The organism is uncultured Gordonia sp., from assembly GCF_937858515.1.
Classification (GTDB): domain Bacteria; phylum Actinomycetota; class Actinomycetes; order Mycobacteriales; family Mycobacteriaceae; genus Gordonia.
Map to the genome: position 1 here is coordinate 46,525 of NZ_CALLZT010000188.1, position 14,903 is coordinate 61,427.

Annotated in this window: 12 protein-coding genes and 1 pseudogene; 7 read left to right on the top strand and 6 right to left on the bottom strand. The window is 65.8% G+C overall.

The genetic code is table 11. From position 1 onward, the window contains the following. Positions 1-61 precede the first annotated feature (61 nt). From Q0627_RS18335 to Q0627_RS18345, 3 genes and pseudogenes are all read right to left on the bottom strand, one after another. Positions 62-196, bottom strand: coding sequence for a hypothetical protein (locus tag Q0627_RS18335; RefSeq protein ID WP_291020453.1), 135 nt, complete (start codon positions 194-196; stop codon positions 62-64). A gap of 118 nt (positions 197-314) precedes the next feature. Further along, a pseudogene (locus tag Q0627_RS18340) lies at positions 315-512 on the bottom strand (transposase); the annotation flags it as partial. Between the two features lie 85 nt (positions 513-597). After that, positions 598-1,167 (bottom strand): hypothetical protein, encoded by a 570-nt coding sequence (locus tag Q0627_RS18345; protein WP_291020455.1) that lies wholly within the window; start codon positions 1,165-1,167, stop codon positions 598-600. Positions 1,168-1,224: 57 nt separating this feature from the next. On the opposite strand from Q0627_RS18345, the gene Q0627_RS18350 reads away from it, so the two are divergent. Continuing rightward, on the top strand, positions 1,225-2,451 hold the full coding sequence (locus tag Q0627_RS18350; RefSeq protein ID WP_291020457.1) for an Ig-like domain-containing protein: 1,227 nt from the start codon (positions 1,225-1,227) through the stop codon (positions 2,449-2,451). 68 nt (positions 2,452-2,519) lie between these two features. Here the strand turns inward: Q0627_RS18350 and Q0627_RS18355 are convergent, their stop codons facing one another. Next, complete coding sequence (locus tag Q0627_RS18355; protein WP_298811833.1) at positions 2,520-4,544, bottom strand: neutral/alkaline ceramidase; 2,025 nt, start codon at positions 4,542-4,544, stop codon at positions 2,520-2,522. Between the two features lie 63 nt (positions 4,545-4,607). After that, on the bottom strand, positions 4,608-6,071 hold the full coding sequence (locus Q0627_RS18360) for an FAD-dependent oxidoreductase (protein WP_298811836.1): 1,464 nt from the start codon (positions 6,069-6,071) through the stop codon (positions 4,608-4,610). A gap of 161 nt (positions 6,072-6,232) precedes the next feature. Here Q0627_RS18360 and Q0627_RS18365 point away from each other — a divergent pair, with 161 nt between their 5' ends. The 5 genes from Q0627_RS18365 to Q0627_RS18385 all read left to right on the top strand — a co-directional run bounded on the left by Q0627_RS18365 (position 6,233) and on the right by Q0627_RS18385 (position 13,142). Further along, entirely contained in the window at positions 6,233-6,625 is a 393-nt protein-coding gene (locus Q0627_RS18365; protein WP_291020463.1) for a YchJ family protein, read from the top strand. 107 nt (positions 6,626-6,732) lie between these two features. Next, on the top strand, positions 6,733-8,985 hold the full coding sequence (locus tag Q0627_RS18370; RefSeq protein ID WP_291020465.1) for a glycerol-3-phosphate 1-O-acyltransferase: 2,253 nt from the start codon (positions 6,733-6,735) through the stop codon (positions 8,983-8,985). After that, positions 8,982-10,469, top strand: a complete 1,488-nt coding sequence (locus Q0627_RS18375; protein WP_291020467.1) for an HAD-IB family hydrolase — start codon at positions 8,982-8,984, stop codon at positions 10,467-10,469. The genes Q0627_RS18370 and Q0627_RS18375 overlap by 4 nt, the downstream gene beginning before the upstream one ends. Then, entirely contained in the window at positions 10,462-11,916 is a 1,455-nt protein-coding gene (locus tag Q0627_RS18380) for a wax ester/triacylglycerol synthase domain-containing protein (RefSeq protein ID WP_291020469.1), read from the top strand. The genes Q0627_RS18375 and Q0627_RS18380 overlap by 8 nt, the downstream gene beginning before the upstream one ends. Before the next feature lie 116 nt (positions 11,917-12,032). Continuing rightward, on the top strand, positions 12,033-13,142 hold the full coding sequence (locus tag Q0627_RS18385; RefSeq protein ID WP_324383473.1) for an SGNH hydrolase domain-containing protein: 1,110 nt from the start codon (positions 12,033-12,035) through the stop codon (positions 13,140-13,142). 29 nt (positions 13,143-13,171) lie between these two features. On the opposite strand, the gene Q0627_RS18390 is transcribed toward Q0627_RS18385, so the two are convergent. Then, complete coding sequence (locus Q0627_RS18390; RefSeq protein WP_291020471.1) at positions 13,172-13,864, bottom strand: alpha/beta hydrolase; 693 nt, start codon at positions 13,862-13,864, stop codon at positions 13,172-13,174. Between the two features lie 67 nt (positions 13,865-13,931). Here Q0627_RS18390 and Q0627_RS18395 point away from each other — a divergent pair, with 67 nt between their 5' ends. Further along, positions 13,932-14,618, top strand: a complete 687-nt coding sequence (locus Q0627_RS18395) for a PadR family transcriptional regulator (protein ID WP_291020473.1) — start codon at positions 13,932-13,934, stop codon at positions 14,616-14,618. The last annotated feature ends 285 nt before the right edge of the window (positions 14,619-14,903 follow it).

The following is a 14,903-nucleotide window of genomic DNA, read 5'->3' on the forward strand; positions in this document are numbered from 1 at the left end:
CTGAAAACGATTCGCCGCACCCTACGGAAAACGATCTCGTGACGCGTCGCGTCGGGGCCCATCAGTCGGGGTTGACGTCGATGTGGGTGGTGCCGCCGTAAGTCGTGCCACCTTTGCCGGAGACTCCGCCGGCATTGGCCACGCCGAGGTGGATCAGGTCGCTGTCATCGACGTCACCAGACCAGACGATCGTCATGGTGCTCCGGGCGGCGTTGTACGCCCACGACGGTGGTCGGAACCCCGAAAGATGGAGCCCCGTGGAGTGATGGACTTCGGATCAGTTCATGTAGATGATCAACGAGGCGTGGCGAACGTTAGCTGATTGCTGCGGGAGCAGCAATCGAGGTGGCGGCTGCGCGCTCTTTGGCGGCGATGACCGCGCGTAGTTCGTCCATGGAGACGTCGGAGACGTCACGTCGGGTCACTTGCCATTCGTCGTGTTGTTCGATGACCACAGCGGTGGCCAGCCGCAGGAACGCTGCCGGGTTGGGGAAGATTTCGACGACGTCGGCGCCCTCTGCTAAATATGCGGATGATCCGAGGCTCATGGCATCTGTAGATCTGTCAGGCGGTCCGCGACAGCCACAGGCCGCGAATCTACTTCTGGCCCGCTTCCTGCTGATACGCGAGATCAGCGACACCCGCACTTGGAAGCCATCCGATTCGGACGCCCGGAGCTAACCGAACGCGCATCAGGGCTGCGCCGCCCCGGAGCTCGGGCACCGTGAATTCATTCTCTGCGACCTCGCGGTTGAGTGATCCGGCCATAAACCGACCGACAGCACTTCTGTCACCGGCAACGTCCTCCAACTCATCAGCATTCACTCCGAAGGTTGCGTGCGTGGACCTCACCCCACGCCACATGACGAACTCGGATTGAAGCTCGTGCGACACTGCCGAGAGTAGTGCGTCAGCAACATCGATCGCTTCGTCCGTAACCGAGTCGGGGTCGACAAGCGCGCGTTGCACTTGGGCATAGAACCGGTCCATTCCCTGCCAGCGGTTGAACGCACCACCGGCACGCCGTCGAGGACCGCACCGTGCTAGACCGGGTCGCCGTCGTCGAATGACATGGATGGAAGGTTGGCGGCCGAAGTCTCGTACAATTGAGCAGGTATCGGCATCCGGCGGGGTGGCGATGATTTTTTCGGCATAAGCACTGGTCATGGGAGTGAGCGGTCCTGTGGTGCCGGTGGTGGCGGAGTGAGAAGGTTGGAGTTGCAGATGAGCTTCGGGCGTTCCGGGACGACGGGTTCCGGTACAGTGCGGCGTTCGGGCGTGGTGTTGGTCACGATGATCACCGCGCTCGTCATGGTGTCGGCGGGTTGCTCGGACGATCCCAAGTACACGGACAAGGTGACCAGTTCGAGCCTTTTCGACGACATGCTCAAACCGGGCATCGAGGTGACCGAGGGCGCCAAGGCCAAGACGGTGGCCGATCAGTCGATCGGTATCTCGCCCGTCAGCCCGATCAGCGTCAAAGCCACCGAAGGCTCGGTCACCAAGGTACGCATCGACAAGGCCGACGGCTCACCCGTCAAAGGCAAAGTCGTCAACGGTGTGTGGACCATCAGCGAGCCGCTCGGCTACAGCAAGACCTACACCCTCAAGGCGGATGCTGTCGGCGTCGGCGGCACCAGCAGCAAGAGTGTCTCATTCACGACGAGCGCCCCCGATCTGCTCACGCAGGCGTACCTGACTCCGAGCCGCGGCGAGGAGGTGGGTGTCGCCCAGCCCGTCGCCGTCAAGTTCGACGAGGTCATCCCCAACCGCAAGGTCGCGCAGCGGTCCATCCACATCACCACCACTCCCCGTGTTGAGGGGGCCTTCTACTGGATCTCCGGTTCCGAGGTGCGTTGGCGCCCCAAGAACTACTGGAAGCCGGGTACCAAGGTGTCGGTCAAGGTCAACACCTACGGAGTCAACCTCGGTGACGGACTGTTCGGCCAGGAGAACGTAAGTACCAACTTCACCATCGGCCGCGAAATGCTCATCACCGCCGACGACAACACCAAGATGGTGACGTTCCGCAAGAACGGTGAGGTCATCAAGGAGATGCCGACGTCGATGGGCAAGCCCGGCGCCTATACCGACAACGGCATCTACATCGTCGCCGACAAACACGACCACATCGTGATGGACTCGTCGACCTATGGTGTTCCGGTCAGCTCCGCCGACGGCTACCGCACTCCGGTCGACTTCGCGACACGCATGTCCTATAGCGGCATCTTCTTCCACTCGGCACCCTGGTCGGTGTGGGCACAGGGCAACACCAACACCAGCCACGGTTGCCTCAACCTGAGCCCCGACAACGCCAAGTGGGTCATGGACAACACCTATCGTGGCGACCCGGTGGAGGTGCGCAACACCGCCGGCGGAACACTGCCCGGCACGGACGGTCTCGGCGACTGGAACATCCCGTGGAGCACGTGGTCCAAGGGCAACGCCTGACAGTCATCAGTACCGTTACGCGGTGGATCGGAGCCGACCACCGGCCGCTGATCCACCGCGTACGCGTTTCAGCGGACGACGAAGGTGCGGGTCGTGCCGGTGAACGGGGTCAGCTTTCCGGATGCGGCGCGCCAGTCGCCGTGATAGCGGATCCGGTAGCGGCCGGCGGCGTCGTCGGGGATCGTCCACTCGACGGTGATCACGGAAGTGTCGGTGCTGCCGCCCGGACGTGCCCAGCGCAGCGTCGTCGACCAGTCGTTGTCGTCGGCGACGGTGACCCATTCCGGACCGTCGGCGCGTTGCACGTCGAGGTAGGTGCCGCCGGTGTGGAAGTCGTTGTTCGGGTGGGCTCCGACGAACCGCACCGTCACCGTCCGGCCGGTCCGGTAGGCGGCACGGGGTGGGGTCAATACGTCGCCGAAGCGGTGGCCGGCGACCGGACGATCGGACGGAACGGGCGGCAGCAGGTCCGGCTGGAATCCTGACTTGTCGAGCGGCGCCGGGCCGCGGCCCAGATCACGTCCTGAGCGCAGCGCCGAACCCAACGCATCGAATTCCTGCAGGTAGGCGGGCAACGTGTAGCGACCGTACATCGTTTCACCGCCCTCGTACTGCTGGGCGTCGTACTCCTCGGGAGTGGTCACGTACTGCGTGTAGGCATTGGAATAGCCCTGAATCAGAACGTCGTCGACGGCCACCCGCATCGCGTCGGCGACGACCTTTCGCAGGCGTAACCCGGCCACGATCGTCATCTCGGCGGGCACCGCCACCAGCACGAGCTGACCGATCCGCATGATCTGCAGCGGGACCACATGAGGAACCCACGGCGATGGTGGCAACAGGCCAAGGGGAACCAGAATCAGCTTGGGGGACTGCATGTCTCGGATCCACGGTGCGATGGAGGGTTCGCTCGTCGCGCCGAACCGGTGAACAAGCGGATTCTTCGCGCCCTCCTGAAGGAACGCCAACTGGGAACGTGTGTTGTCCTCGGTGCTCGTGGCCGCAGCGGAAGCCCCGAACATCGCCGGAGTCGTCGCCGCGGGGCGACCGTCGGGGGTGAAATCTCCGCTCACACGTACCGCCGACATGTCGACGTAGCGGATCACCGCGTCGACGCCCCCACGGCCCATCGGTGTGGACCGTGAGTACGCGGCACGACCGGCGTCGTACTGGCGTCGGCCGATGATCTCGCAGTTGCGGGTGTGATCGTCGGTGGGACCCGACGGGCGCATCTTGATCAGGTTCAGGTTCGGCGTCATGTCACCGGCGTTGGTCTGCGGAAACGAGGCGATCACCCCGGGCTGGTCCTGTTCCCACAGGTAGCTCGCGTAGCCCTTGTTGTCGGCGGAGATCAGCCTGTTGGCGTCGGTCAGCGATGTGCCGTGGGTGGGAAACCACGTGATGGCGCCGATGTCGTTGCCGCCCTGCCGCAGCCGCAGCACCGTGACCTGCGGGTCGATCGCGTTCGGGAAATGGGCCCGGTCGGCCTTGGGATTCAGGTCGAACGCGCCACGTGAGCGGTTGCGGCTGGCGTTGTGCAGTTCGCCGCGGCCGATGCTGACGGTGCCAGGTGCGAGGTTGTCGTGGGCGGCCACGATCGCCCGGAACAAGCCGTCTACCTCGGCTTCGTAGGAGTTCTTCTTGAAACCGAACGCGGCGATGGAATATGCAAAATCCCAGGCGGTACCGCCGCACGAGTTGTGGTTGTGGGTGGCATTGAGGTTCACATTGCGCTCGGCGTACAGCCCCCCGAAACGTTTGCGCAGCCGGGGCATCAGACCCATGTGATGGGACTGGAAGATACAGGCGATATCGGCGTTGACGAAGACCACCCGCTCGCCCGTCGACGCATCGACGATCACGTAGGCGCGGGCCCAGCAGCGCTGCCGTAGTCCCTGTGTCACCTGCTCGGTGTCGGAGTAGCCCATCATTCCCTGGCCGGCGATCGCGCCGGTCATGTCCGCGCGTCCGCAGCCGACCAGGTAGCCGTCGGAGGTGGCGGCGGCCGGGGCCGGACCCAGAGCGGAGAACGTGCCGGCGGCGACGGCGCCGGCTGCGGTCCCCGCGATGACCGTCCTGCGGCTCACATCCATGGTGTGCGGTCCTTTCGTACACGGCGATTTGCCGTGAGGGTGATGCTCGGCCGGATTACCGACCTAGAGTGCGGCGAGCACTTCTCCGGCGGCACGCTTCCCGGACCGTACCGCGCCGTCCATATAGCCAGTCCAGTAGTCCGAGGTTTCCGTTCCGGCCCAGTGGATCGGCCCCACGCTCGCGCGCAGCGCTGCACCGTATCGGGTGAGGGTCCGCGGTGAGCTGACCGCGACCGGGCCACCCCGCGACCACGGTTCGAGGTCCCATTTGAACACGCCGTAGTCCAGCGGATCGCGGGCGTCGGGGCCGAAGTAGTCGGCGAAGTTCGCCACGCATTCACGCGCCAGCTGCGACATCGGAGCGTGATCGAGCCGTCGCATCGCGTCGGCGGAGATGAAACCCATCAGGATGTGGTGTCCCTCGGTGTGGCTCTCGAAAGTGACGTCGATGGGCCGGCCGTTGCCGAACACCTGTCCCGACATGCCCTTCTCCCGCCAGAACGGACGCTTGTACACGGCGGAGAACTTGGCGACGGACCCCATTCGGTAGCCCCTCTGCAATTCACGACGGGCTGCCGGCAGCCCGGGACGGAAGTCGATCTGGTCGCAGATGGCGGGCGACATCGCGACGACCACCTTGTGCCCGGTGAAGGTGCCCGCGTCCGAGTGCACGACGGCGTGGCCGGCGGTGGTGTCGATCGAGCGCACCGCGGCGTTGTAGACGATCCGCTCGTCCAGTGCAGCGGCCATCATGATCGGGATGCGCGCGGCGCCACCTACCAGCATCCGTTCCTGGGCGCCGCCGTCGGTGCTCAGCAGCCGCACCAGGGTGCCGGGGTTGTTCTCATCGCCGGAGGACGCGATGTAGTTGAGGTAGTACAGCGCCGACACCTCGTCCGGGCGGACCGACAGCGCCGCCGACATCGCGATCGAGGTCATGTTGCGTGCCATGTCGGACCGGGCGAATCGGTTGACGTACTGGGCCCAGGTGATCGAGTCCAGGTACTGGGCGTCCGGATGTTTCCACGGTTGGCCCACAGGAAACCCGGCGAGTGAGTCGGCGGTCGCGCGCAGCAGTGCCGGACCGGCCTCGGCGAGCGCCGGATGCAGCGGCAGCGGCACGTCGGCCGGCATCCGGAGAGCTGTTCCGCTGTGCCAGAACAGGCTGTCGCCGCGGTTGTAGGTGCGGATTGTGTCGATGCCGTGCTCGCGGGTGAGCGCGGCGATGTGGTTCTGGGTGGGTCCGATGAACTCTGCGCCCGCGTCGACCGTGGCGCCGAGTCCGGGAGTGGAGATGTTGTGGACACGGCCACCGGGCCGGGACCGGGCCTCCAGCACGACGACCGACGCGCCCGACCTGCGTAGGGTCGTCGCGGCGGCCAGCCCCGACAGTCCACCGCCGACAACGACGGCGTCGTAGGTGCGCGCGGTGGGCGAGGCCCCGGCCCGAGGGCCGGCGACTGTGCTCAGTCCTGCCGCCACACCTGTCGCCGCGAGCGTGCTACCGAGAAACCTTCGCCGCGACATCCCGCGTGCCCGCGCATCACTGTCCACCGCAGCCCCCATCGCGTTCGTTCACTCGTCCGCACACGATATCGGGACCGAACCGACCTGTCCGGCCGAATCTCACTGATAGTCGAGTCCCACAGCGGGCCGGTTGACCGGGCGGGCTCTACCATTGGCGACCGATGAGCAGACGTGTTTCCGATTCCGATCGATGTCCCTGTGGCTCCGGCGATGTGTTCGGCGAGTGCTGCGGTCCGCTGCTGGCCGGTTCCCGACGGGCGGGCACAGCGGAGGCGCTGATGCGGTCCCGGTTCGCCGCGTTCGCCGTCGGAAATGCCGGCTACCTGCTGGACAGTTGGCATCCGACGACCAGACCGCAGGTCCTGGACCTCGACGACACGCTCGACTGGTACCGTCTCGACGTCCATTCGGCCGGTGGGGGAACGCCGTTCGAGAGGACAGGTGAAGTGATGTTCACCGCGCACTATCGTGTCGACGGTGAACGTGCGAAGCTGCGCGAACACAGTCGTTTCGAGCGGGTCGACGGAGAATGGAAGTACCTCGACGCGCTCTGATCGACGGAAACGACAGCGGCTCGGCAACGGCGTTGCGGTTGTTACGGAGACAGGTTCGTCGCTGGGCTAGGCTGTGCGGTGCATCACAAACTCTGGGAGGTCAGGCGTTGGCGTCAATAGTGCTGGCGGACGTACGTACCGCGTGCGAGCGGCAAGTGGTGGCCGAATGGGCCGCGGCGAACCACCCCGATGCGCAGTTGCGCACGCTCGCCGAGGTCGATTTCGCCGCCACCGACGAAACCACCGAGCTGATTCCGGCACGCGTCGTGTGGTTGCCGCCGGTACGCAAGGGAGAACGCCGGGTGTCGGTGGCCGACGTCCTGGTGCTGTCCAATCCACGTAAGCCGCCCGCCTTCAGGCAGGAGTCGATCCGGAGGAAGTTCCCGGACCGGGTGCGTGTTGTTCAGGGGGCCGCGGCGAGCGTCGAGGATCTGCGGGTCCGCTATCAGCAGCAAACGGCCGAAGGGGAATCGTTCGATGCCTTCGTCGGGGTGCAGGCGTCGCTGGCGGCTGAGCGTGCCGAGCGGCAGGTGGTGGGTGATCGCTACAAGGTGCCGCGTCTGGTGGCCGAGCAGATAGGTTCGTCGGCCCGATTCCAGGCCAACGCGGCCAAACTCGCCGCCGAGCTGGGCCGTCCGGCCGCGGCGGTGGTCCGCGAGGCCACCGACAAGATGGGCACCTTCGTCGCCACCCAGAGCAGATTGATGGACGACGTGCTGTCCTCGATCCTCGGCCAGTTGCACGAACGTACCTGGACCGTGTCGGCGGACCTGGACACGATGGGCCACCTGCGCACGCTGAACAAGACCCACGGACTGGTGTTCCTGCCCTCACACCGCTCTTACGTCGATCCGTTCGTCCTGGCAGAGGTTCTACGCCGCTACGACTTCCCGCCCAACCTGGTTCTCGGTGGCGACAATTTGCAGCTGTGGCCGTTGTCGTCGATCGCGCGACGGGCGGGCACCATTTTTATCCGCCGCAAGTTCGGCTCCGACCCGGTGTACAAGTTCGCGATGCGCTCGTACCTGTCGTTCATCGTCGAGAAGCGGTTCAACCTCGTCTGGTACATCGAAGGCGGCCGCAGCCGCACCGGTAAGCTCCGCCCGCCCAAGCTCGGCCTGCTCTCGTACGTCGCCGACGCCGTCGCCCACGTCGACGATGCCGACGTGATGGTGGTACCCACCTCGATCGTCTACGACCAGTTGCACGAGATCGGCGCGATGGCCGCCGAAGCCGCCGGCGCCAAGAAGCGGCCCGAGGACCTGGGCTGGCTGCTGCGTTACGCCAAGCAGCAGCGTGAGTATCTCGGCAATGCGCGAGTGCGCTTCGGCGAGCCGTTCTCGTTGCGTCAGGCACTGGCCGACGCGGGGGAGGGCAAGGCACAGCTGGAAAAGGTCGCTTTCCGGGTGATGGACGAGATCAATTCCGCCACACCGATTTCCGCGACATCGCTGGCCGGTTTCGCGATCCTCGGTGCCGAGGACCGGGCGTACACGGCTGCCGAGATCGAGAAGATCCTCGCGCCGCTGCTGTCCTATATCGACCGCCGTGGCCTGCCCGGGCCCGACCCGAGCACGTGTCGCGGTCTCGGACTACTCAGCACCCTCGGCGAACTCACCGACGCCGGGGTGCTCACCCGCTTCGACGGCGGTACCGATCAGGTGTGGTCGATCACCCCCAACAATCATCCGATCGCCGCGTACTACCGCAACGGTGCGATCCACCACTTCGTCGACCGCGCGATCATCGAACTCGGGTTGCTTGCGGCCGACGACGGAATGTTCGATCTGGAGCGGGATGCGTTCCTGACGGCAGGGCAGGCCGAGGCGCTCCGGATCCGTGACCTGCTCAAGTTCGAGTTCTTCTTCCCGCCCAAGGATGAGTTCCTGCACCGCCTCGGTGCCGAACTCGACCTCATCGCCGCCGACTGGCGGACCGAACCGCCGACCGCCGAGCGTATCCATAAGACTCTGCTCGGGCACGCCGGCGAACTGTTCGCCCGGCGGACCCTGCAACCGTTCTTCGATGCCCAGCTCGTCGTGGCCAAACTGCTCGTGGCGGCGGGCGACAGTTCGGTCGACAAGGAGACGGTGCTCATCGAAAGTCTCGGGCTCGGGCGGCAGCTGGTGCTGCAAGGTGTTGTGCGGAGCAAGGATTCGGTGTCGAGAGAACTCTACGACGCGGCCTACCAGCTCGCCGAGAATCGAGGCCTGATCAGCCCCTCCGATACCGAGGATGTCGCCGAACGCAGGAAAGCGTGGCTGGCCGAGGTGGAGGGTATGAGACAGCGACTGGCGCGGATCGCCCAGATCGAGGCGGAGCAGGCGCGCCGCGCGGCCCGGACGGCGGCCGGCGAATGACCACGATCGCCGACCGCATCCGCGAGATCCGGGAGGCGCCCACCGGTAAGCAGGTAGCGGCGTTCTTCGACTACGACGGCACCCTCATCGAGGGGTTCTCAGCGGTGGCGATCGCCCGCGCGCGGGTCCGCAGCCTCGAATTCGGCCTGGGGGAGGCACTGGACTTCCTGCTGATCGGCCTGCGTGGCGTCGAGTCGGAGCAGGACTACGCCGAGGTACTGCGTGCCACCAAACCGACCTTCGCCGGCAAGTCGTACGCCGAGCTCCTCGATTTCGGTGCGACGCTGTTCAAGGAGGAGACCGCGGCCAAACTGCGGCCGCAGATGTGGCAACTGCTGCGGGTCCACCGCGAGATGGGGCACCGGATCGTCATCGCGTCGTCGGCCACGAGATTCCAGATCGAACCGATCGCCAAGGAGATCGACGCCGATCACGCCCTGGCCACCGACGTCGAGGTGATCGACGGCGTGGTGACCGGCGAGATCCTCGGCCGTCCGCTGTGGGGTCCGGGCAAGGCGGCTGCGGTGCGCCGCCTCGCGCACGAGCACGACCTCGACCTGTCGTCGTCGTTCGCCTACAGTGACGGCAACGAAGACGTGCCGTACCTGGAGTCGGTGGGCCACCCGGCGGCGATCTCCCCGCAGAACGGCCTGCGTGCGGTGGCCATCGAACGCGGCTGGCCGATCCTCGACATCACCAATCCCAGCCACAACAAGTGGGAGATGGCGGTGCGTACCGGCGCCTTCTACGGGTCGTTCCTGGTCGGTTCGGTGGCCGGCGCGCTGGGCGGTCTGCTCCGCGGCAACAGCGAGGAAGCCATCCAGGCAGGTGCCTCCACCGGCAATGATGTGGGCATGGCGCTGGCCGGGGTGAGCGTGAAAGTGCTTGACGGTGAGGACTATCTGACGTCGGCGCGGCCGTGCGTGTTCGTGTTCAACCACCAGTCCAAGCTCGATCTGCCGGTGCTGGTGCACCTGATCCGCAGTCACGCGACGGGTGTGGCGAAGAAGGAGGTCAAACAGGTTCCGCTGCTCGGGCCCATCCTCGACGCCGCCGGCCTGGTGTTCATCGACAGGGCCGACGCCGGCAAGGCGATCGAACAGCTTGAGCCCGCTGTCCGCAAGCTCCGCGAGGACGGCGCGAGCCTGGTGGTCGCGCCCGAGGGAACCCGTTCGGCCACACCACGTCTGGGGAAGTTCAAGAAGGGTCCGTTCCACATCGCGATGCAGGCGCAGGTGCCGGTGGTACCGATCGTGCTGCGCAACAGCGGAGAATTGATGTGGCGCGGAGACCAACTCATCAAACCCGGCACCGTCGAGGTGCGGGTGCTGCCGCCGGTGGACACGTCGTCGTGGACGGCCGAGACGATGGGTGAACACGCCGACGAGGTGCGGCAGATGTTCGTGAAGGCCCTTGCCGACTGGCCGGTAGAGGCCTTCGACGACGGCAGACTGACGAGGACTTCAGGGGTGTTCGATGAGTGACCAGGCGTCGGCGGGTCCGTACTCGCAACTGTCGGAATACGATCGGCCGCTGAATTTCGGTGCCGACGGCCAGATGAGCCCGATGGACACGCTGCTCTGGCGTGGTGACTCCGACCGTCACCATCGGGGCACGCTCAGCATGCTCGAGATCTACGACTGCGTACCGGACTGGGACCGACTGGTCGCCGCGCACGAGTGGGGTAGCCGGATGCTGCCCCGGCTGCGCCAGCGGGTGGTGGATTCCCCACTGGGAACGGGTATCCCGAGTTGGGTGGTCGACCCGGAGTTCGATCTGCACTACCACGTGCGCAGGCTGCGGCTGGCCGGGGACGGTTCGATCCGCGAACTGCTCACCACGTGCGAACAATTGGCGATGACCGCGCTCGATCCGGAACGGTCGCCCTGGGAGGTGTACCTGATCGACGGACTCCCCGACGGTAGGGGCGCCTATCTCCTGAAGGCCCACCAGGCACTCACCGGTGCGATGTCGTCGATTTCGATTCTCGCGCAACTACATTCACGACAGCGTGAGCCGCTGCCGGGTAAGCCCCAGCCGCCGGCGCCCACGCCGAGCACCACCGGTGCCGTCGACATCCTGGTGCGGCAACTGTCCCACGAGGTGCAGCGCGCCCCGCATCGTATCGACCTGGCGATCAGGGGTGCGATGGCGCTCGCCGACCCGCGTAAGGCACTGAGCCAGGTGCTGCGGTTCGGCCGTTCGGTGCCGCGAGTCGCCGGTCTGATCAGCCCGCCGGGATCGCCGCTGCTTGCCGAACGCAGCCTGTCGTGGCGTTTCGCGGCGGTCGAGGTGCCGTTCGCGGCCATAGAGGCAGCGAGCGCCGAGATCCGCGCGTCGGTCGATGAGGTGTACCTGGGCGGCCTGGTGAGCGGTCTGCGGCTCTACCATCAGCGTCTGGGCCAGCCGGTGGAGGCGATTCCCGTCGCCGTGCCGATCGTCGTGCGCGACCCGGACAATCCGAACGAGACCCGGGTATCGATCGGGCGACTGGCCGGACCCACCGGCATCGACGATCCGTTCGAGCGGGTCCTGACCGTGCGCGAACAGATCCGTGCCGCTCGCAACGAGCCCGCGGTCAACGCCTTCCACGACGTCGGTCCGATGCTGGCCTGGTTGCCGGGGCAGGTCGTGGGCCAGTTCAGCGGCGCCACCACCCGCAACGACCTGCAGGCCAGCAACGTCGGTGGTATCGAATGGGAGTCGTACGTCGCCGGGGCCAAGGTCGAGCGGATGTTCGCCTTCGGTCCGCTGCCCGGCTGCGCGATCATGGCCACGATGGTCACCTACAACGGCACCTCGTGCATCGGCATCAACTACGACGCCGCCGCCGTCACCGACCCGGAACTGTTCGCCGAATCGGTCGTCGACGGCTTCAACGAGGTGCTGGCCCTGTCCGACACCGTCGGCCGGATGACCCGCTTCACCTGATGCAGTACCTTGCCGGCGGTTCCGGATTTTCCGGAACTGTCGGCGAGATTGTCTGGGACAGCTACTCCGTTGTCCGATTTATCCGTATTCGGTAGACTCTTCGTCACCCTTGTACTGTGGGTGTTCCAGCCGGAGTCCATCCCGAGGTCGGTGATCCGATGGCAGCACAGAAACGAATACGTCACGGCGGGTCGCGGTTCGGCGACGCACCACCGGGTACAGAGGTGCAGAGACGACGACGGGTGTGGGCCAGGTGCCTGTCGGCCATGATGGCGGTGGTGATGATCACCACCGCGGCCGTGTGGATAGGTACCGAAGCGGCGAAGAATCCTGTCGAGGTCGGTTCCGGCGACGTCAAGGTCACCACGACCGCGCTCAATCCGGTCGACTACCCGGGCGCTCGTGCCCTCCTCTACGGCGCGCAGGTACGGCCGCGTCCGGTGCAACCCAACGCGTTCGACGTCTTCAAGGATTTCCCGGAGACCTCGACGGACGGGTTCATGAGTGACTTCAAGGATCCGGCGATCCACGTGGGCCGCTACGGCGATTTGCGGGCCAAGCGGACGATCGCCCTCGCCGGTGGTTCGCACGCCGAGATGTGGATCACCGCGCTGAACACCCTGGGCAAGCGGCACGGTTTCAAGGTCACCACCTACCTCAAGATGGGGTGCCCGCTGTCGGCGGACCCGAACCCGACGGTCGTGGGCAAACCGTACCCGCAGTGCGCCGACTGGAATCGGCGCGTGTGGGCCCGGATCATCAAGGACAAACCCGACGTCGTCTTCACCACCTCTACCCGGCCCCGCGACAGGGCGACGGGCGACTGGACACCGCCGGACTACGTACAGGTGTACGACAAGTTCCTGCGCGCAGGTATTCAAGTTGTGGGAGTGCGCGATTCACCGTGGCCGAAGTACCCCAACGGCCGCACCCTCGACACCCCGATCTGCCTCCAGAAGGGCGGCAACGCCCAGACGTGCGGCACGCCGCGCGCCCGTGTCCTGTCTCCGACCGACCCGGCGGCGCCGATGGCCAAGGCCCGGCGCAACTTCCACCAGATCGACCTCACGCGGGGCATCTGCACGGCCACCTTCTGCCCGGCGATCGTCGGCAACATCATCGTCTACAAGGACTGGCACCACCTGAGCGCCAGCTACATCCGCAGCCTCACCGACGAACTCGGAAACCGGATGGGTCCGGCACTGCGCTGGTGGTCGGTACGCTGACCACCAGGCAGCAGGCCTAAAAACGGAAGTCACGTGGCGATCTCCACGAGCAGGTCGGCCAGGTCGGACGTCCGGGACAGGAAGGGTGAGTGGGAGGCGGCGAACTCCGCCATGGAGTCGGCCGATGTCGCGAACTCTCGTTGCAGCTCCGGTGGGATCGCCCGATCCTCGGTGAGCACGACGTAGGTGGTCGGCGTCGATCGCCACGATGCCTGCGTGACGACGGGTGCCATGACCTGTTGCGACTGGGGCCGCAGTCGGCTCTCTGCCCACGCGGCCACGTCGGGCGTGCAGTCGGCGTAGAAGTGCCCGATTGCCTGGCCGTCCGGAACCACGAAGGTGCCGTCGTCCCGGAGACCGACGTAGGGCGGGGGTGGCCCCGGCGGAAGGTAGGAGACGTACGAGCGACCCGTGTCGGGCATGAACGCCCCGAGGTAGATCAACCGCTCGACGTGCGCTCCGAAGGATGCTTCCGCAGTCGCCGCTCCGCCGTAGGAATGCGCGACGACCACAACGGGGCCGTCGATCGCCGCGGCGGCTTCCGTGATCGCCGCCGCATCGTCCGCGTATCCGCCGAGGGCTGCCGGATCGTCGCCGACCGACGGGAGGTCCACGGCTACCGCGGTGCGGCCGCGTTCGCTCAGCGCCGTGATGAGTGGCCCGAAGCACCACGGGCCGTGCCATGAGCCGTGGACGAGCAAGAACGTCGCCGGATGTGTCATGCCTACTCCTGACGTCCAGTCGGATACTCTTGTCCAGAGTATCCGATACTATGATTCGGAGTAAATAGTGAAGTTGAACGCCACCTCCTATGCGGTCCTGGGTCACCTCGCGATGGGCCCCTGGAACATGTACGACCTCGCCGCCCAGATGCGCCGCAATGTGCACTACTTCTTCCCTCGCGCCGAGAGTCAGGTGTATGCCGAACCCAAGCGGCTGGTCGAGATGGGCCTGGCCACCGCGGAGGCCGAGGCGACAGGCAAGCGGTCGCGGACGGTCTACGCCATCACGGACGCCGGGCGCGATGAACTGCGACGCTGGCTGAGCGACGAATCCCGTCCGCCGCGGTTGGAATTCGAGGCGCTCCTGCGGGTGATCTTCGCGCCCTTCGGTGACCAGAACGACCTCGCGGCCGCCATCCGGCAGTCTCAGGACGGGGCCCGCGAGATCTTCACGCTGGGCGAACACATCTGCGACGAGTACCTCAGCGGTTCCGCGCCGTTGCAGCGATACGTCATCGCACGCTCGATGCTCCACGACTTCCTCTGGTCCTACGCCGAGTTCATCGACGCATGGGCCGAACGCAGCCTCGCGCGAATAGACGCGTGGAACGACGAGTCCGTCGCTGAGCAGCACCGTGCGGCTTTGGAGGCATATCGGGTCCACACACATCTGGCCAGGCCTGAGCCTGCTGACATACCGGTCCACGACTTCCACGGCGACTCCGTCGGGGATTCGATCAAAGGCCAGTCGTGACGACTGTCGAGACGTGGCTCAACTCCGGGTGCTCAGAGCAAGGATCAGATCCTTCTCATCGTTGGAGAGTTCCGACACTGCGAGCACTCCTGAAGGATGTCAGACTTACTACCCGCCCTCCCAAGCGTGATCCGCACACTTGCCATTCTCGCCCCAGGCGCCTATTGCATGGAACGCGAAAAGAACCGGCCCTGACTTGCGCTTCCGCAGGTCAGGGCCGGTTTTTGATTGGGGTGAGTGACGGGACTCGAACCCGCGACAGCCAGGATCACAACCTGGTGCTCT